At 60.9% G+C, this 19,312-nt stretch carries 22 protein-coding genes; 20 read left to right on the top strand and 2 right to left on the bottom strand.

All coding sequences use genetic code 11. The features are described 5' to 3' along the window. The first annotated feature begins 549 nt into the window (after positions 1 to 549). From urtA to ureG, 13 genes are all read left to right on the top strand, one after another. The gene (urtA, locus tag B1781_RS22175) at positions 550 to 1,818 is read left to right on the top strand and encodes an urea ABC transporter substrate-binding protein (protein ID WP_078121770.1); all 1,269 of its coding nucleotides are present in this window, start codon (positions 550 to 552) and stop codon (positions 1,816 to 1,818) included. Between the two features lie 85 nt (positions 1,819 to 1,903). Further along, a complete protein-coding gene (gene urtB / locus B1781_RS22170; RefSeq protein ID WP_078121769.1) occupies positions 1,904 to 3,511 on the top strand; it encodes an urea ABC transporter permease subunit UrtB in 1,608 nt (535 codons plus the stop codon). An 82-nt stretch (positions 3,512 to 3,593) separates the two neighbouring features. Further along, on the top strand, positions 3,594 to 4,679 hold the full coding sequence (gene urtC, locus B1781_RS22165) for an urea ABC transporter permease subunit UrtC (protein WP_078121768.1): 1,086 nt from the start codon (positions 3,594 to 3,596) through the stop codon (positions 4,677 to 4,679). Continuing rightward, on the top strand, positions 4,676 to 5,497 hold the full coding sequence (gene urtD, locus B1781_RS22160; RefSeq protein ID WP_078121767.1) for an urea ABC transporter ATP-binding protein UrtD: 822 nt from the start codon (positions 4,676 to 4,678) through the stop codon (positions 5,495 to 5,497). The genes urtC and urtD overlap by 4 nt, the downstream gene beginning before the upstream one ends. 24 nt (positions 5,498 to 5,521) lie before the next feature. Continuing rightward, entirely contained in the window at positions 5,522 to 6,217 is a 696-nt protein-coding gene (gene urtE / locus B1781_RS22155; RefSeq protein ID WP_078121766.1) for an urea ABC transporter ATP-binding subunit UrtE, read from the top strand. Positions 6,218 to 6,236: 19 nt separating this feature from the next. After that, the gene (locus tag B1781_RS23295; protein ID WP_164513510.1) at positions 6,237 to 6,404 is read left to right on the top strand and encodes a hypothetical protein; all 168 of its coding nucleotides are present in this window, start codon (positions 6,237 to 6,239) and stop codon (positions 6,402 to 6,404) included. Between the two features lie 10 nt (positions 6,405 to 6,414). Beyond that, positions 6,415 to 7,254 (top strand): urease accessory protein UreD, encoded by an 840-nt coding sequence (locus tag B1781_RS22150; RefSeq protein ID WP_078121765.1) that lies wholly within the window; start codon positions 6,415 to 6,417, stop codon positions 7,252 to 7,254. A 26-nt stretch (positions 7,255 to 7,280) separates the two neighbouring features. Further along, positions 7,281 to 7,583, top strand: a complete 303-nt coding sequence (ureA, locus tag B1781_RS22145; RefSeq protein ID WP_078121764.1) for an urease subunit gamma — start codon at positions 7,281 to 7,283, stop codon at positions 7,581 to 7,583. A gap of 52 nt (positions 7,584 to 7,635) precedes the next feature. Then, complete coding sequence (locus B1781_RS22140; protein ID WP_078121763.1) at positions 7,636 to 7,956, top strand: urease subunit beta; 321 nt, start codon at positions 7,636 to 7,638, stop codon at positions 7,954 to 7,956. Next, the gene (ureC, locus tag B1781_RS22135; protein WP_078121762.1) at positions 7,956 to 9,659 is read left to right on the top strand and encodes an urease subunit alpha; all 1,704 of its coding nucleotides are present in this window, start codon (positions 7,956 to 7,958) and stop codon (positions 9,657 to 9,659) included. Before B1781_RS22140 ends, ureC begins: the two co-directional genes overlap by 1 nt. Before the next feature lie 9 nt (positions 9,660 to 9,668). Beyond that, a complete protein-coding gene (ureE, locus tag B1781_RS22130) occupies positions 9,669 to 10,142 on the top strand; it encodes an urease accessory protein UreE (protein ID WP_078121761.1) in 474 nt (157 codons plus the stop codon). Further along, positions 10,090 to 10,809, top strand: a complete 720-nt coding sequence (locus tag B1781_RS22125; protein WP_334223824.1) for an urease accessory protein UreF — start codon at positions 10,090 to 10,092, stop codon at positions 10,807 to 10,809. Before ureE ends, B1781_RS22125 begins: the two co-directional genes overlap by 53 nt. A 30-nt stretch (positions 10,810 to 10,839) precedes the next feature. After that, entirely contained in the window at positions 10,840 to 11,460 is a 621-nt protein-coding gene (ureG, locus tag B1781_RS22120) for an urease accessory protein UreG (protein WP_078121759.1), read from the top strand. Between the two features lie 87 nt (positions 11,461 to 11,547). Here the strand turns inward: ureG and B1781_RS22115 are convergent, their stop codons facing one another. After that, positions 11,548 to 12,126: a DUF4410 domain-containing protein gene (locus tag B1781_RS22115; RefSeq protein WP_078121758.1), complete on the bottom strand. Its 579-nt coding sequence runs from the start codon at positions 12,124 to 12,126 to the stop codon at positions 11,548 to 11,550. Positions 12,127 to 12,421: 295 nt separating this feature from the next. Beyond that, the gene (locus B1781_RS22110; protein WP_078121757.1) at positions 12,422 to 12,970 is read right to left on the bottom strand and encodes a hypothetical protein; all 549 of its coding nucleotides are present in this window, start codon (positions 12,968 to 12,970) and stop codon (positions 12,422 to 12,424) included. Positions 12,971 to 13,163: 193 nt separating this feature from the next. On the opposite strand from B1781_RS22110, the gene uvrD reads away from it, so the two are divergent. The 7 genes from uvrD to B1781_RS22075 all read left to right on the top strand — a co-directional run bounded on the left by uvrD (position 13,164) and on the right by B1781_RS22075 (position 19,217). Then, on the top strand, positions 13,164 to 15,332 hold the full coding sequence (gene uvrD, locus B1781_RS22105) for a DNA helicase II (RefSeq protein ID WP_078121756.1): 2,169 nt from the start codon (positions 13,164 to 13,166) through the stop codon (positions 15,330 to 15,332). 11 nt (positions 15,333 to 15,343) lie between these two features. Further along, on the top strand, positions 15,344 to 16,525 hold the full coding sequence (hemW, locus tag B1781_RS22100; protein WP_334223823.1) for a radical SAM family heme chaperone HemW: 1,182 nt from the start codon (positions 15,344 to 15,346) through the stop codon (positions 16,523 to 16,525). 8 nt (positions 16,526 to 16,533) lie between these two features. Next, positions 16,534 to 16,722 carry a CPXCG motif-containing cysteine-rich protein gene (locus tag B1781_RS22095; RefSeq protein WP_078121754.1) on the top strand — a complete coding sequence of 63 codons (189 nt, stop codon included), beginning with the start codon at positions 16,534 to 16,536 and terminating at the stop codon, positions 16,720 to 16,722. Continuing rightward, the gene (locus B1781_RS22090) at positions 16,712 to 16,993 is read left to right on the top strand and encodes a hypothetical protein (RefSeq protein WP_078121753.1); all 282 of its coding nucleotides are present in this window, start codon (positions 16,712 to 16,714) and stop codon (positions 16,991 to 16,993) included. The genes B1781_RS22095 and B1781_RS22090 overlap by 11 nt, the downstream gene beginning before the upstream one ends. Before the next feature lie 167 nt (positions 16,994 to 17,160). Further along, the gene (locus tag B1781_RS22085) at positions 17,161 to 17,529 is read left to right on the top strand and encodes a DUF3135 domain-containing protein (protein ID WP_164513509.1); all 369 of its coding nucleotides are present in this window, start codon (positions 17,161 to 17,163) and stop codon (positions 17,527 to 17,529) included. 117 nt (positions 17,530 to 17,646) lie between these two features. Then, the gene (gene rpmE, locus B1781_RS22080; RefSeq protein ID WP_078121751.1) at positions 17,647 to 17,850 is read left to right on the top strand and encodes a 50S ribosomal protein L31; all 204 of its coding nucleotides are present in this window, start codon (positions 17,647 to 17,649) and stop codon (positions 17,848 to 17,850) included. Positions 17,851 to 17,939: 89 nt separating this feature from the next. Further along, a complete protein-coding gene (locus B1781_RS22075) occupies positions 17,940 to 19,217 on the top strand; it encodes a malic enzyme-like NAD(P)-binding protein (protein ID WP_078121750.1) in 1,278 nt (425 codons plus the stop codon). Positions 19,218 to 19,312 lie beyond the last annotated feature (95 nt).

Raw genomic sequence — 19,312 nt, 5'->3', positions numbered from 1 at the left:
GCAGCACCCCCGTTCAGGGGGTGTTGTGTTTCTAGGGATTGCGTCTGACCCTCCCGCTTTTCTCCGCTCCTTTGTGGTGCCCAGGCGTTGATTTGCGTGTTCGCAGCATTGCGATTTGCTGCACCGTAACAGGGCGTCGCATTCAGCGACGCTGAACATGCCGCGTGTAGAACACGGCAGCGTACTGAATTCAGTTATTTACGCGCCCAACGTCGGCAAACATCCGGTCGCTAAGATCGCGCCATTCCCCCTGATGCATGCATGGTCTTGAGGCACCAGTATGGTGCGCCACTTTTGTGCGGACGGGCAACGATGGTGCGTTCGCTTTGTCGGAGCGTGCTCGGTTTTCGATTTTCTTGCGTTGAAACAAGTCCTTATGGAATTGGCATAGCTACTGCAGTCACCGGGCATCTGTCGTCCTGGCCGGATTCACAACCCGACCGGCCGTGCCGAGCCGGTGACTATTCGCTGGGTGCCGGCTGGCGACAGTTTCGCTAAATCCGAAAGGGGAGAAATTCAAGAATGAGCTTTGTTACGCAACTCCGCCGAATGTCATTGGCCGTATCGGCCGTCACGGCGATGAGTGTTGCCGGCGCGGTCAGCGCTGCCGACACCATCAAGGTCGGTGTCCTGCACTCGTTGTCGGGCACCATGGCGATCTCCGAGACGACGCTGAAAGACACCATGCTGATGCTGATCGAGGAGCAGAACAAAAAGGGCGGTGTGCTCGGTAAAAAACTTGAAGCGGTGGTTGTAGACCCGGCTTCCAACTGGCCACTGTTTGCTGAAAAGGCGCGCGAGCTGATCGAGAAAGAGAAGGTTGCCGCCACGTTCGGGTGCTGGACCTCGGTGTCGCGCAAGTCGGTGCTGCCGGTGTTCGAAGAACTCAACAGCCTGTTGTTCTACCCGGTGCAATACGAGGGCGAAGAGTCGTCCAAGAACGTGTTCTACACCGGTGCCGCGCCGAACCAGCAGGCGATCCCTGCCGTCGATTACCTGATGGAACAAGGCGTCGAGCGCTGGGTTTTGGCCGGTACCGACTATGTGTACCCGCGCACCACCAACAAGATCCTCGAGGCCTACCTCAAGGGCAAGGGCGTCGCGTCTGCCGACATCATGATCAACTACACGCCGTTCGGTCATTCCGATTGGCAGTCGATCGTTGCCGAGATCAAGAAGTTCGGTTCGGCCGGCAAGAAGACCGCGGTCGTCTCGACCATCAACGGCGATGCGAACGTGCCGTTCTACAAGGAACTGGGTAACCAGGGCATCTCGGCCGAAGATATTCCGGTCGTGGCCTTCTCGGTCGGCGAAGAGGAACTCTCCGGCATCGACACCAAGCCACTGGTCGGTCACCTGGCCGCGTGGAACTACTTCATGAGTGTCGAAGACGAGAACAACGACAGCTTCATCGAAGCCTGGCACAAGTTCATCAAGAACGAAGACCGCGTCACCAACGACCCGATGGAAGCGCACTACATCGGCTTCAACATGTGGGTAAAAGCGGTTGAGAAGGCCGGCACGACCGATCCGGACGCCGTTGCCGACGCCATCATCGGTGTGGCCGTACCGAACCTGTCGGGCGGTACCTCGGCAATGATGCCCAACCATCACATCACCAAGCCGGTGCTGATCGGCGAGATCCTCGACGACGGTCAGTTCCAGATCGTTTCGCGTACCCCCGGTCTGGTGGTCGGCGATGCCTGGTCCGACTTCCTCGAAGGTTCGAAAGACCTGATCTCCGATTGGCGTGCGCCGCTTTCCTGCGGCAACTACAACGTCAAGACGGCGAAGTGCTCGGGTCAGAACTACGAGTGATCTGAGTTAGCTGTGCAAAGCTGTGGCGCCGATGCCCCGTACATCGGCGCCACCCCTCCGATAACGATAAAACGAAGCCGGAACCATGCTGCGATTCGTCCTTGCCGCACTCCTGTTGTGTCTGCTGTCTCCCTCGCATGCGGCCGAGATTCAGACGGGCGACGCAACGCTGGACGCTGCCTTCGAACAGATCCTGGATCGCAACTTCGGCGTGAAAGACGAAGGTGTGGTCGCGATTGCCCAATCCGGTCACGAAAAAGCCACTGAATTATTGCGCGGTTTGCTCGACGGCGAATTGCGCTACCTGAAACAAAACAACCGCCTGGTCGTCATGGCGCGCGAAGGCGGGGAGACGGTCGCCATCGATGCGCTTACCGGCGAAAGCTACGGTAAGACCAGCAAACGCAAATTCAAGCGTTTCACGATCAACAATGCCATGCGCGGACATATCCGCAGCCTGCTGGCCGAGATCGGTCTGTCGAATGCGGACCCTGAGATGCGCCTGCGCGCAGTCAAAGAGATGTTGTCGAACAGCGAGCCGGAACACGCTGCACTGTTCGAGCGGCTGCTGCAAACCGAAGAGGACAAGGCGGTACGTGCCGTGATGCAGGATGCGATGGAGTTGGCGCGGTTGAGCAACCCCGACCCGGAAGTACGGCGCGCTGCAATCGAAGGCGTATCGGGCAGCCTGGAGCAGGGCGTGCGTAACCAGCTGACCCGCCTGGCGGCTGACGATCCGGACGAGTCGGTGCGCGCTGCGGCCGCTGCTGCGATGAAGAAGATCGAAGACCGTGTCGCGTTCTATGGTCATGTCGAGACCTTCTTCTTCGGCCTGAGCGCCGGTTCGGTACTGGTATTGGCCGCGATCGGCCTGGCGATCACATTCGGCGTCATGGGCGTGATCAACATGGCGCACGGCGAGCTGATCATGCTCGGCGCCTACACCACCTATCTGATCCAGCAGGCGATGCCCGACATGATCGGCCTGTCGATCCTGCTGTCGATACCTGCCGCCTTCCTTGTATCGGGTGCAGTGGGCGTGGCGATCGAGCGCGGCGTGATCCGTTTCTTGTACGGTCGCCCGCTGGAGACACTGCTTGCGACGTTCGGTATCAGCCTGATCCTGCAGCAGCTGGTGCGTACCGTGATCTCGCCGCAGAACGTGCCGGTGTCGAACCCGGATTTTCTCAGCGGCTTCTGGCAGATCAACAGCGTGCTGTCGCTGACCTACAACCGCCTATACATCTTCATCTTCTGCCTGCTGGTATTCGCCGGCCTGTTCATGGTGCTCAAGTACACCCGGCTGGGTCTGCAGGTGCGCGCGGTGTCGCAGAACCGGGCCATGGCGCGCGCGATGGGCGTGCGCTCGTCGCGGGTCGATGCGATGACCTTCGGTCTCGGTTCGGGTATCGCCGGCATCGCAGGCGTGGCCCTGTCGCAGCTGACCAACGTCGGACCGAACCTGGGGCAGTCGTACATCGTCGACAGCTTCATGGTCGTGGTGTTCGGCGGTGTCGGCAACCTGTGGGGCACATTGGTCGGCGGCCTCAGCCTCGGGATCGCCAACAAGATCATGGAGCCCTGGGCGGGTGCGGTGCTGGCCAAGATCCTGGTGCTCGTGTTCATCATTTTGTTCATTCAGAAGCGGCCGCGCGGATTGTTCCCGCAGAAAGGCCGTGCTGCCGAGGGTTGATTGTGAAGTTGATCGTCGATTGGCGCTTTGACAGTGAGGTGTCGATGCCTTTGCAGGTACGGCGACCTGGAGTGCGACGGCCATGTTGTTGACGCGTAGCCTGAAGGGAGACCGGGGTGGGCAGGTCTTTCTGTTGATCCTGATCGCCGTGATGATCGCGGTACCAATCCTCAACAGTCTGCCGACGGACAACCCGCTGTATCTCTCGACCTACACGGTGACCCTGCTCGGCAAGTACCTCACCTATGCCTTGCTCGCTGTGGCCGTCGACCTGGTGTGGGGCTATCTCGGCATTCTGAGCCTCGGCCATGCCGCGTTCTTCGCGCTCGGCGGTTACGCCATGGGCATGTACCTGATGCGCCAGATCGGCGAGCGCGGTGTCTACGGCAATCCGTTGCTGCCCGACTTCATGGTGTTTCTGAACTGGCAGGAACTGCCCTGGTTCTGGCACGGCTTCGATCAGTTCTGGTTCGCCGCGTTGATGGTGTTTCTCGCACCGGGGCTGCTCGCCTTCGTGTTCGGTTGGCTGGCTTTTCGCTCGCGCGTGACCGGCGTTTATCTGTCCATCATTACCCAGGCGTTGACCTACGCCCTGATGCTGGCGTTCTTCCGCAACGAGATGGGTTTCGGTGGCAATAACGGCCTGACCGACTTCAAGGACATACTTGGCTTCAGTCTGCAATCCGATAGCACGCGTATCGGTTTGTTCATTGCGTCCGGCGTCGCGTTGGCCATTGGCTACATCGCCTGTCGCGCCCTAGTGAAATCGCGTCTCGGTCGGGTGGCGGTGGCGATCCGCGATACCGAAGATCGCACGCGCTTCATCGGCTACAAGGTTGAACACGTCAAGCTCGCCATATTCACGTTCTCGGCGATGCTTGCCGGTGTCGCCGGTGCACTGTACGTGCCGCAGGTCGGCATCATCAATCCGGGTGAATTCGCCCCGCTGAACTCGATCGAGGTCGTGATCTGGGTGGCGATGGGCGGGCGCGCCACCTTGTATGGTGCCGTACTCGGCGCGGTCGGCGTGAACTATGCGAAAAGCTGGTTCACCGCGGCCTTTCCCGAGTTCTGGTTGTTTGCCCTCGGCGGCCTGTTCGTGCTGGTTACCCTGCTGTTGCCGCGCGGTATCGTCGGACTGTGGCGGCGCAAGGAGGCCGAGTCATGAGCGGCGTTCAGGGCGTTTTTCGTCGCGACCGCGTCTTCAACTTCATGGTGTCGAAGACGGTCGACGGTCTCGACCTGTCGCACGGCACCGTGCTGTACATGGAAGACGTGTCAGTCGCATTCGACGGCTTCAAGGCGATCAACAATCTGAATTTCTATGTCGACGCCGGTGAGCTGCGTTGCCTGATCGGGCCGAACGGCGCAGGCAAGACCACCATGATGGATATCATCACCGGCAAAACGCGCCCGGACACCGGGGCCTGCTGGTTCGGATCGCGCATGAACCTGCTGCAGATGAGTGAGCCGGAGATCGCGCAGGCGGGCATCGGTCGCAAGTTTCAGAAGCCGACGGTATTTGAACACCACACGGTGTTCGAGAACCTGGAATTGTCGATGGCCGGGCCGAAAGGTGTGTGGCGCACTTTGCGCGCCAAACTCAACGCCGAACAGCGCGAGCACATCGACGAAGTACTCGAACTCACCGGCCTCAGTACCGAGGCGCAACGACTCGCCGGTGCCTTGTCGCACGGTCAGAAACAGTGGCTGGAGATCGGCATGCTGCTGATGCAGAACCCCTTGTTGTTGCTGGTCGACGAACCCGCCGCGGGTATGACGCACCAGGAGATGGACCGCACAGTGGAACTGCTGACGTCGCTCGCCGGCGAGCATTCGGTGGTAGTCGTCGAACATGATATGGACTTCGTGCGTGCACTGAACTCGCGGGTCACGGTGTTGCACCAGGGCACCGTGCTGGCCGAAGGATCGATGGACCAGGTGCAGAACGACCCGAAGGTCGTGGAGGTCTACCTTGGCGAGTAACCGCTACCGCGTCGGAATCGGGTCATGTTGAAGATCGAGCAACTCAACCAGTTCTACGGCCAGTCACACACCCTGTGGGATCTCGATCTCGAGGTGCCGGAAGGCCAGTGCACCGTGTTGATGGGGCGCAACGGGGTCGGTAAGACCACGTTGCTCCAGTGCATCATGGGTCTGTTGCCGGTCAAGTCGGGCGGCATGAACTACCTCGGGCACGATCTGACCGGTGCGAGCGCCGAACAGCGCGCCGGCCTGGGCATCGGCTATGTGCCGCAGGGCCGGCAGATCTTTCCGTTGATGTCGGTCGAGGAGAACCTGTTGATCGGCCTGCCGGCGCGGCGCGACGGCCTGCGCAAGATCCCGGATTTCATCTTCGAACTGTTTCCGGTGCTCAAAGAGATGATGGGCCGGCGTGGCGGCGACCTGTCCGGTGGACAGCAACAGCAGCTTGCGATCGGCCGCGCCCTGGTCACCGATCCCAAGCTGCTGATCCTGGATGAGCCGACCGAGGGCATCCAGCCCAATATCGTCGCGGATATCGGCAACATCGTGCGTCGTCTCAACCAGGAGATGGGCCTGACGGTGTTGCTGGTCGAACAAAAGCTGCCGTTTGCGCGCAAGGTGGCGGACCGTTTCTGCCTGCTTGACCGCGGGCGGGCGGTTGCAACCGGCGATATGCCGGAGTTGAATGAAGAGCTGATACAACAATACCTGACCGTCTGATCTTTCCGAGGGGGGAAACATGCGCAAGTTCGTTTCGATCATGGGTCTGATGAGCCTTGCTGCAAGCAGCCAGGCTCACGTCGCCGATATACCGGTGGCGCAACATGTGGTTGAGCATGCGTGGCTGGTCTTGACCCTTGTTCCCCTGCTGGCGGTCGCGATCCCGTGGGTCAAGCGCCGTCGCTGAGCAATTGCAAATGACGGCATCCGTCGCAACGCTTCCGCGTACCGAAGGCTGGCAGGCCCGCCTTCGGCTCGGCTTTGCAGTACGCGGCGAACGCACCGTGCTGGTTGACCGGGAGCGCCACGGTCCGTTGGCCGTGCAGCGGCCGTTTTACCCCGAAGGCGATATCTGTCACGTATACCTGCTGCATCCACCGGGCGGTGTCGTCGCCGGCGATGCCCTCGACATCTCGGTAGATGTCGGCGCCCGTGCCCATGCTGTGTTGACGACACCGGGCGCGACCAAGTTCTACCGCAGCGCGGCCGGTCATGCCTCGCAAACCCAGCGCATCAACGTGCAGCCGGGGGCGACCTTGGAGTGGTTGCCGCAGGAAAATATCCTGTTTCCGGGCGCCGATGTGCGCTTGCAGACCGACATTGATTTGCTCGGCGATGCGCGGTTGTGTGCTTGGGAGATTCAATGCCTGGGTCGCCCGGCGATCAAGGAGCTGTTTGAACACGGTCGCTTGGACAGCCGCCTGACGATTCAGCGCGACGGCATGCCGCTGGTCATCGACCGCCTGCGTGTCGATGCCGACAACCGCGCCCGTTTGTCGTTGATGGCCGGCATGGCGGTCGGCGCCACCTTGTACATCAGCAATGCCGACGAGCAGAGTATTGAGCGTTGCCGCGATCTGCTGTTGACCGACGGGCCGGATTACACCGGTGCCACGTTGCTCGAAGATATCCTTGTGGTGCGGTATCTTGGCAATTCGACCGAAGGCGCGCGGCGGATGTTTACCGCGATCTGGCAGGCATTACGCGAACAAGCGATCGGGCGGATGCCCCACCTGCCGCGTATCTGGGCCACCTAAACAACGAGATCGAGAATTAAGACGCTATGGAGCTGACGCCTCGAGAGAAAGACAAGCTGTTGTTGTTCACGGCAGCGCTGTTGGCCGAACGGCGCATGGGCCGCGGGCTGAAACTCAACTACCCGGAAGCGGTCGCCTACATCAGCGCAGCCATCATGGAGGGTGCGCGCGACGGTCGCAGCGTGGCCGAGCTGATGGATCACGGGCGCACCCTGCTCAAGCGTGAAGACGTGATGGACGGTGTCGCCGAAATGGTCACCGAGGTGCAGGTCGAGGCGACATTTCCCGACGGTACCAAGCTGGTGACCGTGCACGATCCGATCGTGTGAACTCACGCATTGCCTGTTCGAGGTCGGTGCACGCCGACGAGGAGAGCCGCAAATGATCCCCGGTGAAGTGATCGCTGCAGATGGCGAGATCGAATTGAATGCCGGCCGCAAGACCGTGACTGTGTCGGTGGCCAATACGGGTGACCGGCCGATCCAGGTCGGATCGCATTACCATTTTTTCGAGACCAACCAGGCGCTGGACTTCAAGCGCGAGAAGGCGCGTGGTTATCGCTTGAATATCCCGGCCGGCACTGCCGTGCGGTTCGAGCCGGGACAGACCCGCGAAGTCGAACTGGTCGAGTATGCCGGTGATCGTCATGTGTACGGATTTCGCGGGCACGTGATGGGCCCGCTCGAGCGAGGTGACAGCTAATGGCCAGCATCAGCCGGCAGGCCTATGCAGAGATGTACGGCCCGACCGTCGGTGACCGGGTGCGTCTTGCCGATACTGAATTGTTCATCGAAGTCGAAGAAGACCGCACCATCTACGGCGACGAGGTCAAGTTCGGCGGCGGCAAGGTTATCCGCGACGGTATGGGTCAGAGCCAGCAGCCATCCTCGCAGACCGTCGATGTCGTGATTACCAATGCGCTGATTCTCGACCACTGGGGTATCGTGAAGGCGGATGTCGGCATCAAGAACGGTCGCATCGTCGGCATCGGCAAGGCCGGTAATCCGGACGTGCAACCCGGCGTGGATATCGTGATCGGGCCGGGCACCGAGGCGATCGCCGGTGAAGGTCAAATACTGACCGCCGGCGGGATCGATTCACATATTCACTTCATCTGTCCGCAGCAGGCCGAAGAGGCGCTGATGTCGGGCGTGACGACCATGCTGGGTGGCGGCACCGGTCCTGCCACCGGCACCAACGCGACCACCTGTACGCCCGGGCCGTGGAACATTCAGCGCATGCTGCAGGCCGCCGACGCGATTCCGGTCAACCTCGGCTTTCTCGGCAAGGGCAATGCCTCGCGTCCTGGCCCGTTGTCCGAGCAGATCGTTGCCGGTGCGATTGGTCTGAAGCTACATGAAGACTGGGGCACGACGCCGGCCGCCATCGATAATTGCCTGACCGTTGCCGAGAACTTCGATGTGCAGGTCGCGATCCATACCGACACGCTCAACGAATCGGGCTTTGTCGAAGACACCCTGGCCGCGATGGCCGGGCGCACGATCCATACCTATCACACCGAAGGTGCGGGTGGCGGCCATGCGCCGGACATCATCAAGGCGGCGGGCTACAGCAACGTGTTGCCGTCGTCGACCAATCCCACGCGGCCCTATACCGTCAACACGGTCGACGAACACCTCGACATGTTGATGGTCTGCCATCACCTGTCTCCCTCGATTGCCGAAGATGTTGCCTTCGCCGAGTCGCGTATCCGCCGCGAAACGATCGCGGCCGAAGACATCCTGCACGATCTGGGCGCCTTCTCGATGATCGCCTCGGATTCGCAGGCCATGGGGCGTGTCGGCGAGGTGGTTATTCGCACCTGGCAGACCGCGCATAAGATGAAGGTGCAGCGCGGCAGCCTGCCCGGTGACACCGCGAAGCACGACAACCTGCGGGCCCGCCGCTATGTCGCCAAGTACACGATCAACCCGGCGATCACGCATGGCATCGCGCACGAGGTCGGTTCGGTCGAGCTCGGCAAGCTGGCCGACCTGGTGTTGTGGAAGCCCGCCTTCTTCGGCACCAAGCCGAGCCTGATCATCAAGGCCGGCATGATCGCCGCGGCGCCGATGGGCGACCCGAATGCGTCGATCCCGACACCCCAGCCGGTGCACTATCGGCCGATGTTCGGCGCCTTGGGCGGGGCACGCCATGCCACGCGGATGACGTTCCTGTCGAAGGCGGCCTACGAAGCCGATGTGCACCGTCATCTCGGCCTGGAGTCGTTGGTCGGCACGGTGCGCAACTGCCGTGGCGTGCAGAAGAGCGACATGCTGCTGAACGATTGGCAGCCAACGATCGAGGTCGATCCACAGACCTACGAGGTGCGCGCCGATGGTGAGCTGTTGACCTGCGAGCCGGCCGATGTGTTGCCGATGGCGCAGCGCTATTTTCTGTTCTGAACCCGTCCGATGATCGAGCTCAACTGCCGCATCGCCCAAGGCGAACCGACAGCGACGTTGACCCTGCCCTACGACAAGCGGCAGCGCAGCCGCATGCGCGCCATGCTCGATGACGGGCGAGACGTGGGCATCTTTCTCGAACGTGGCACGACCTTGCGCAACGGCGACCTGCTCAGCGACACCGACGGCATGATCGTGCGCATCGCCGCAGCGGCAGAGCCTGTTTCCGAGGTTCGCTGTGACGACTCACTGCTTTTGGCGCGCGCCTGCTATCACCTGGGCAACCGACACGTCGCGCTGCAGATCGACGATGGCGTGCTGCGTTATCTGCACGATCATGTGCTCGACAACATGGTGCGTGGCCTCGGGTTGGCGCCGCGCTGTGTCGAAGCGCCGTTCGAACCCGAACCCGGGGCATACGGCGGCGGTCATGCCCACTCACATGCACACCACGACCACGGCCATGACGGACACGCCCACTGACCCACTCGCACGCCTGAGGCTGATGCAGTTGGTCAGCCCGACGCTGCCGATCGGGGCGTTCACCTATTCGCAGGGTCTGGAGTGGGCGATCGAGGCCGGATGGGTACGCGATGCAGATTCCACGGCGGACTGGCTGGCGGGATTGCTCGGCGACGGATTGGCCGGATGTGAACTGCCGGTGCTGATTCGTCTTTATCGGGCTGTCGAGACCGACGACCTGCCGGAGATCGAAAGGTGGGGGCGTTTTCTGTTCGCCAGCCGCGAGTCACGCGAGCTGCGGATGGAAGAAAAGCAACGGGCGAGGGCGTTGATCACGCTGCTCAACGATCTGGGTATCGAGCGGGTCGCCCGGTGGCGCGAAACGTTGGCGCATTGTCAGGCGGCACCGTTTGCCGTGGCAGCGGTGCATTGGGGTATCGGACTGCAGGATTGCCTGCTGGGTTACACCTGGGGTTGGCTGGAGAACCAAGTGGCGGCGGCGATCAAGCTGGTGCCGCTGGGCCAGACCGAGGGTCAGCGCCTGCAGCTCGCGTTGGCGGCGGACATTCCCGCGGCAGTCGACAAGGCCATGCAGCTCGACGATAACGATATCGGCAGCGCCGCGCCCGCATTGGCAATCGCCAGCGCACGACACGAAACACAATACACACGGTTGTTCCGCTCCTGACGGCGGCGACCGGATGAGCGAGGTATCGACATGACGACAAGCAAGGCGGCACTGCGTGTCGGCGTCGGCGGCCCGGTCGGCTCCGGCAAGACGGCATTGTTGGAAGTGCTGTGCAAAGCGCTGCGCGATCGCTACGACATCGCCGTGGTGACCAACGACATCTACACCCAGGAAGACGCCAAGATCCTGATGCGTGCCGAGGCTCTTCCTTTCGAGCGCATCGTCGGGGTCGAGACGGGCGGCTGCCCGCACACAGCGATTCGCGAAGACGCATCGATGAACCTCGCCGCCGTCGAGGATCTGCAGCACAAGTTTCCGAACCTGGATGTCGTGTTCATCGAGAGCGGCGGCGACAATCTGTCGGCCACGTTCAGCCCGGAACTCGCCGATCTGACCATCTACGTGATCGACGTCGCCGAGGGGGAGAAGATCCCGCGCAAGGGCGGCCCCGGTATCACGCGATCCGACCTCTTGGTGATCAACAAGATCGACTTGGCACCGCATGTCGGCGCGTCGTTGGAGGTGATGGAGGCAGACACCAACCGCATGCGCGGCGACCGGCCCTGGGTGTTCGCCAACATGAAGACCCAGCAGGGGCTGGAGCAAATCATTGCCTTCATCGAGCGCGAAGGGATGTTGCGTGCTGCCTGATGAAAAAAGCCGCCGATTAACGGCGGCTCTCATTCCGACACGCGGTCGAGGCTTTGGCTTCTATGGGGAAGAAAGCCCCGTACCTCGTCAGTTACCTGCGGTGGTTGTTTTCTCGGGGTCGCCGAGCAATTCTTTCGCCGCAAGCTCGGCAAACTTTTCGTAAAGCCAGTTCATCCGAGCGCCGTCTTGCCCGCCGGCGAAACCACCGAGTGCATAGGAAGCGCTGATCTCGAATTGATCGAGTGCCGTTCCGTTCGGTTCGACAACTTCGACATTGCCCGTAATGTGGTCGCTGCCTGCCATGAAGCCGAACATGACGGCAGAGAAATTGGAGCGTACGCGCACATCGGATATGGTCACCCGCAAATGGTTGCCGGCCTCGGGCTCCATCAAGTCGTTGGCGGCCAGGGCGCGACGCATCGTCGACGCCAAAGCGTCGGGATCAAACTTGATGTTGTCCTTGTATTGCTCCTTGGCTTCGTCCGTAAAGCCAATCTGAATTTCGGAGACGCTCATTCGCGTTTGCTGGCTGGCGTCGACCGTGGGTCCGGCAGTCTCGCCTGCATTCTCGGCCCCGGCTGATCGTTTGACGCCGCTGGAGCAGCCGGCCAATGCACCGACCAGGAGGGCAAGCGCGAAGAGTTTGAAAATCGAGCGAATGTTCATCGTGTTTCCTTTCAAAGTTGTCAGTTCATTCCATGGGGGATGGATGGGTCGTGTTACGACACGGGCGCAGAACGAGGGCAAGTGCCATATCCGAATGGATTGGTCGGTAGCCGGTCGTCCTGATGCGCGAACCACGCGAAGCTTAATGAAGCGGAGCGGCGGGGTCGATGTTTCGACCACACTTCGAGATTGGCGATCCTAACAAGTGCGAACAGCGACCGTGCTCGTGTGCGCTTTCAGGAAGGGGGGCGCCGCGCGCTCAACATTTCTCGACATCCGAGGATCGTCCAGGCTTTCACAATCTCTGGGCAGCCAACTCGCCCGCAGCGAGCAGTTGTGAGCGCACCGCGTCGGAGTTCGTATTGCCGGCGCCAATGTTGACGTAGTAACCGTCTTTCAACAGATGAAGTCCGCCGGTCGCGATGAACGCTTCATCGCCAAGTCCGTCGATGTCGGTTCTCGAACCGTCGAAACCGGACTTGAGGCTCCGGAAGATCGAGGTCGCGGTGCTACTGCTGGACCGCATTGCGGCATCTTGTGTCAACGAAATCTGCAGGAATCGCGTCGATCCCTCACTGACGGGATTGTACATACACAATTTCGCACCGACGGCGGGGTTCTCACTGGTTTGAGCTGGCTGAACCGGTTCACCAAGGATTGATTCGGCGTCCGTCCCGCTGATGATGCTGCACGGATCCAGCATGGCAGCGGAGGAAGCGGGCATGCGAGGATCATTCGCCGGAGTGGCGTTGTTCGCCGGATTGTCACATCCGGTCAGAAACGAAAGCGCGCAGGCTAACGAGATCGCTACAATCTTCATGCTGTGTATCGGGTTGGTATCCATGCCTAGTCCAACTTTCCGCTGAATCCAAAGTAAGCCTTATCCGATGGCACTGCAATAGCTGCCTATGCAGAGCGCTTTGTGCGCCCATTGGCGTTTTGGCCAAGACGCTACGCTTACTGGCGGCGACGGCTGCGGACCGCTTTCTGCGGAGTCAGCGTGAACCGTGGCGCTGCCCAGCTGGTAAAATCGCCCGATGGACGTATCTCACATCATCGATGGGTTGAACGATGCCCAGCGCGAAGCCGTTACGGCACCGATGGGCAATGCACTGGTGCTGGCCGGCGCCGGCTCGGGCAAGACCCGCGTGCTGGTTCACCGCATTGCCTGGCTGATCCAGGTCGAGGGGTTGTCGCCGTGGGGCATTCTGGCGGTGACCTTCACCAACAAGGCGGCGCGTGAGATGCGCCATCGCATCGAGGCCTTGCTGGGTCAGCCGGTCGGTGGCATGTGGGTCGGTACCTTCCACGGCCTCGCCCATCGCCTGTTGCGCGCGCATTGGCAGGAGGCCGGTCTGCCGCAGGGGTTTCAGATTCTCGATTCGGATGACCAACACCGATTGATCAAGCGCATCATCCGCGAGATGAACCTCGACGACAGCCAGTGGCCGCCGCGCCAGGCGCAGTGGTTCATCAACAAGCAGAAGGACGAAGGGTTGCGCGCCGATCATCTCGATCATGGCGGCGATCCCTACCAGCGGCAGATGATCGCGATCTACCGCGAGTACGAAGCCGCTTGCCAACGCGCCGGCACGGTCGACTTTGCGGAACTGTTGTTACGCGCCCATGAGCTGTGGCGCGACCGGCCGGACGTATTGCAGCACTACCGACAGCGGTTCGGGGCGATCCTGGTCGACGAGTTTCAGGACACCAACAGCATCCAGTACGCCTGGCTGCGATTGCTGACTGGCCAGCAACATAAGCTGTTCGTGGTCGGCGACGACGATCAATCGATCTATGGCTGGCGCGGTGCGCGCGTCGAGAATATCCAGGATTTCCAGACTCAATACCCGGATGCGCTGGCGGTGCGCCTCGAACAGAACTATCGCTCGACCGGCAACATCCTGCGCGGCGCCAATGCGGTCATCGCCAATAACCCGACCCGCCTGGGCAAGCAGTTGTGGACCGAAGACGGTGACGGCGAGCCCATTCGGGTCTACGGCGCGTTCAACGAAGTCGACGAGGCCAGGTTCGTTGTCGAACGGATTCGAACCGCCATCGAACACGGCAGCCGTCGCACCGAGATGGCAATCCTGTATCGCACCACCGCGCAATCGCGTCTGTTCGAAGAGTCGTTGATCCAGGCCGGGATTCCGTATCGCGTCTACGGCGGTTTGCGCTTCTTCGAGCGCGCCGAGATCAAAGATGCCTTGGCGTATCTGCGTCTGCTTTCCAACCGGCACGATGATCCGTCATTTGAACGTGCGGTAAATCAGCCACCCCGTGGCATCGGTCCGCGCACGCTGGACGCAGTACGTGCGCATGCGCGCGACTTCGGTTGTTCGCTGTGGCAGGCGGCCGGTGACCTGCTGCGCGGTGGCGCGATGGCGGCACGTGCGGCAAACGCCCTGCGCGGTTTTCTCGATCTGGTCGAAGAGATCGACGCCAACAGTGCGGAAGAGGCGTTGCCCGAGCGCGCCGCTTTCGTCATCGAGGCGTCGCACCTTAAGGAGCACTTCGAGAAAAGTCGCGACGGAAAGGGTCAGGACCGCATCGAGAACCTTGAGGAACTGGTCAACGCCTGTCGTCAGTTCGAGGTTGACGAGGTCGAAGACGAGGGGCTCAGTGAAATGGATGCCTTTCTGGCCCACGCGGCGCTCGAGGCCGGCGATACCCAGGCCGAAGAATATGAGGACTGTGTGCAGTTGATGACGCTGCACTCGGCCAAGGGGTTGGAGTTTCCGTTGGTGTTTATCGGCGGCATGGAGGAGGGGCTGTTTCCGCATAGCATGTCGGCCGAAGACCCGGAACGTCTCGAGGAAGAGCGTCGCCTGTGCTACGTCGGCATGACGCGCGCAATGTCGCAGCTGTACCTGACACATGCCGAGTCTCGGCGACTGCATGGCTCTGAAAGCTACCCGCTGCCCTCGCGCTTTCTGCGGGAGATTCCGTCGGACCTGATCGAGGAAGTGCGTGCGCGGCCAAATGTGAGTCGACCCTACAGTGCTGCAGCCGGCTCGTTGGCGGCGGCCCAGGCAGAGACCGGATTTCAGCTTGGCCAGCGCGTGCAACATCCCAAGTTTGGTGAAGGCGTGGTGCTGAATGCCGAAGGCCAGGGTAATGGTGCGCGGGTGCAGGTTGTCTTTGAAGAGGTCGGTGCCAAATGGCTGGTGGTCGCCTATGCCAACCTCCAGGCAATTGCTTAGAGAATGGCGCTGTGAGCGGCGACGGCGTTGCATCACCTACTCTGATTGTCGCCGACATACCCGTATCCCTGTATGTGCATATCCCTTGGTGTGTGCGCAAATGCCCGTACTGTGATTTCAACTCGCATGCGGTCGTCACAGAGATAGACCAGGCCGCCTACATCGACGCCTTGCTGAGCGACTTCGTGATCGAGTGCGGGCGGCAGCCGTTGAACGAGATCCACAGCATCTTCATCGGCGGCGGTACGCCGAGCTTGTTTGATGAGCAGCAGATCGGGCGCCTGCTTGAGGGCGTTAACCGGCGGGTTGCGCTGTCCGCCGACATCGAGATTACGCTGGAGGCCAACCCGGGTACCGCCGAAGCGAGACGATTTGCCGGGTATCGGGCGGCCGGCGTGAATCGCCTGTCGATCGGCGTGCAGAGCTTCGACGATGCCAAGCTGAGTGCCTTGGGCCGCATCCACAATTCGGCTGAGGCCCGGTCGGCGATCGCCATGGCCAGGGCTGCAGGTTTCGACAATCTCAACCTGGACTTGATGTATGCACTGCCTGCTCAAACGTCCGATGAAGCCTTGTCAGACCTGAACACTGCCATCGATCTGGGGCCGACGCATCTGTCGTGGTACCAGCTGACGCTCGAACCCAACACCCTGTTCCACCACAAGCCGCCGTCATTGCCCGGAGACGATGAGGTTGCCGACATGATGGACGCGGGTTTGCAGCGCCTCGACGAGACCGGTTTCCGGCGATACGAAATCTCCGCCTATGCGTCTTCTGATCGCCAGTGTCGTCACAATCTCAACTATTGGCGGTTCGGAGACTACATCGGCATTGGAGCCGGCGCGCACGGCAAACGCACCGAGCGAGCGGGACGCATTTGGCGCCGCAGCAAACAGCGCCAGCCGGCCGCCTACCTGGCGCAAGCCGCGCGCGGTGCGGTTCTCAGCGAAAGCCTTGTCGCAAGAGATTCATTGGGGGTCGAGTTCTTCCTCAATGCGTTGCGACTCGTCGATGGCGTACCGCTGGGATTCCTCGCTGACCGTGCCGGTCTAACACTCGATGATGTTGCTGAACCGTTATGCGAGGCGCGACGCTGCGGGCTGATGGACCCTGATCCCGCGGTGCTGAGGCCGACCCGACTGGGCCTGGATTTTCTCAACGACCTGCTGGCGATCTTCGAACCGGACGCCTAGGCGGACTAATGGAATCACTGGATTTCGCAGCTGTGCAATGCCCTTACTGCGGCGAAACGATCGAACTGGCGGTCGACGCCTCAGCCGGCGAACAACGCTACATCGAGGACTGCAGCGTGTGTTGCAAGCCGATTGAGGTGTTGTTGTTCGCCGATGGCGGCGACTGGCGAATCACGGTGGCGCGCGATGACGACTGAGTATGCTCCGATCCCCTGCGGTCTGTATTCCGAACTCGAGGTGTTGGTTATGCGTCGGGTTCGCGCCAGGGTGCTGGCACGAGATGACTTCGGGCTTTCGATCAGCCTGCAAGGCACTTTGTGGACACTCCAGACGCGAGATCGCGCCGAATACCTTGTCCTAAAGACCTTGGATGGCGGCGAAGAAAGCGTGCGCCTGGATCGCATCGAAACCGCCATCGCCCGCGATGGGAGTCTCGTGTGGCGTCAAAATGCCGACGAACCGCGGTAGCGCCATTAAGTATATGAAATACAATAAGAAAATGAGGGAATCAACATCCCCTTAGGTGGCTTTTAATTCGGCAAGACAAGGCGCAAAACCCTGTGGTAGGTTGATCTCGAATTGCGCCGAAACTGATGGTTTACGGCCGACCCGAAAGAAACTTTAGGGCGAATGTGATGGAACAAAAAAATACTGCCGAGTTTGATTTTGACGCCTGGTCCGATATGGCCAAGAACGATCCTGAGGCGTTCGAGAAGATGCGTCTCGCCGCGATTGAAGACGTCATCGAGAAAGCCCCCGAGGACAACCGCGAGCGCCTGCGCCGACTGCAATGGCGAATCGACCAGGAACGTCGCCTGGCACGCACGCCGATGGCGGCCTGCCTGCGGATCTCGCGCATGATGTGGCGCATGGTGCTTGGCGAAGGCGGCCTGAACGATCGTTTCGCGGAGCTGCAGGGCCTGGTTAACGGACACGTGCCCGATACCTCGGCTCGACGCCCGATGGGCGGTGAAGTCGTGGCATTTGCCCGCGCGCAGGACTGACCCGAAACCGCTTGCAATTTCGCTGGCCGTGTTTTATGTTACGCGGCCTTTCGCGCCCGGCGCGATCACCAGTTGATAAACCGCTCACCGAATCGGTGAGTGTTGGAGTGAGACGAAATGAAAGCGGACGTGCATCCGAACTACACCGACATCAAGGTCGTGTGCAGCTGCGGTAACTCTTTCGAAACGCGTTCCACCATCGGTGGCGACACGCTGCAAGTCGAAGTGTGCTCAGCATGCCACCCATTCTATACCGGTCAGCAGAAACTGATGGACACGGCCGGCCGTGTCGACCAGTTCCGCAAACGTTTCCGTCGCTAAGCCGAGCCGGCTTACAGGAACACAGGAAGGCGCCCCTGCGGCGCCTTTTCTCGTTTAGACTTTCTGTCCCCGCCATCCGGAGCCAAGCCATGACGCAGGCAAAACAACAAAACGCCGATGCCGATTTTGAGATCAACCAGGCCGCGTTGGACTATCACGCCAATCCGCGTCCCGGCAAGATCAGCGTCGAGGTCTCCAAGTCGACCCGGACACAACGCGATCTGGCGTTGGCCTATACGCCGGGCGTTGCCGAGCCAGTACGTCGCATCGCTGACGACCCACAGGATGCCTACAAGTACACCGCCAAAGGCAATCTGGTCGCGGTAATTACCGATGGCACCGCGGTACTTGGCTTGGGAAATGTCGGTGCGTTGGCCGGCAAACCGGTGATGGAAGGCAAGGGGGTGCTGTTCAAGCACTTTGCCGGCATCGACGTATTCGATATCGAGGTGAATGCCAAGCGCCCGCAGGAGTTCATCGAGACAGTGATGCGTATCGCGCCGACCTTCGGCGGCATCAATCTTGAGGACATCGCGGCGCCGCACTGTTTCGAGATCGAGCAGGCGTTGATCGAGCAACTCGATATCCCGGTGTTCCACGACGACCAACACGGTACCGCGATCATCATCGCCGCCGGCCTGTTGAATGCGCTCGAGCTGCAGGGCAAGAGCCTGGATAGTGCTCGGATTGTTGTGTTGGGTGCAGGCGCTGCGGGTATCGCGGCGGTTCGTCTGCTGATTGCGATGGGTGCGCACCGTGACAACTTCCTGGTGCTCGATCGTAAGGGCGTGATCCACCTCGGGCGTAAGGACCTGAACCCGTACAAGTTCGGTGTTGCCGTCGAAACCGAAGCACGCACGTTGGAAGACGCCATGCAAGGCGCCGACGTGTTCATCGGCGTATCCGGGCCGGACTTGGTATCGCCCGAGATGTTGGCGTCGATGGCCGACAAGCCGATCGTATTCGCCCTGTCCAACCCGGTGCCGGAGATCCGTCCGGAAGTCGCTGTAAAGGTCCGTGACGATCTGGTCATGGCGACTGGTCGTTCGGATTACCCAAACCAGGTCAACAATGTTCTGGGCTTCCCCTTCATCTTCCGTGGCGCCCTGGATGTGCGTGCCAGCCGGATCAACGAAGACATGCAGATTGCGGCCGTGCATGCATTGAAGGACCTGACGCACCAGCCCGTGCCGCAAGAGGTGTTGGATGCGTATGGCCTGAGCGCTCTGTCGTTTGGCCCGGACTACATTCTGCCCAAGCCGCTGGACGTTCGTCTCAAAGACGTTATCCCGCCGGCCGTTGCGCGTGCGGCGATGGATAGCGGCGTCGCCCGGGCTGCGTGGCCCAAAGATTACCCAGAAAAATAGTGGCTTAGTTTCAATAAGTTATGTCGCTTGCTCGAAGGCGCTGCGGTGCAACCGCTGCGCCTTTCTTGCTTCTCAGGCAATAGCTTCTGCGTGAT

Source organism: Thiosocius teredinicola (genome assembly GCF_002009425.1).
GTDB classification, from domain to species: Bacteria; Pseudomonadota; Gammaproteobacteria; order Chromatiales; family Chromatiaceae; genus Thiosocius; species Thiosocius teredinicola.
The sequence above is the reverse complement of the archived record's forward strand: the minus strand, read 5'-3'. Positions and strand labels throughout refer to the sequence as shown.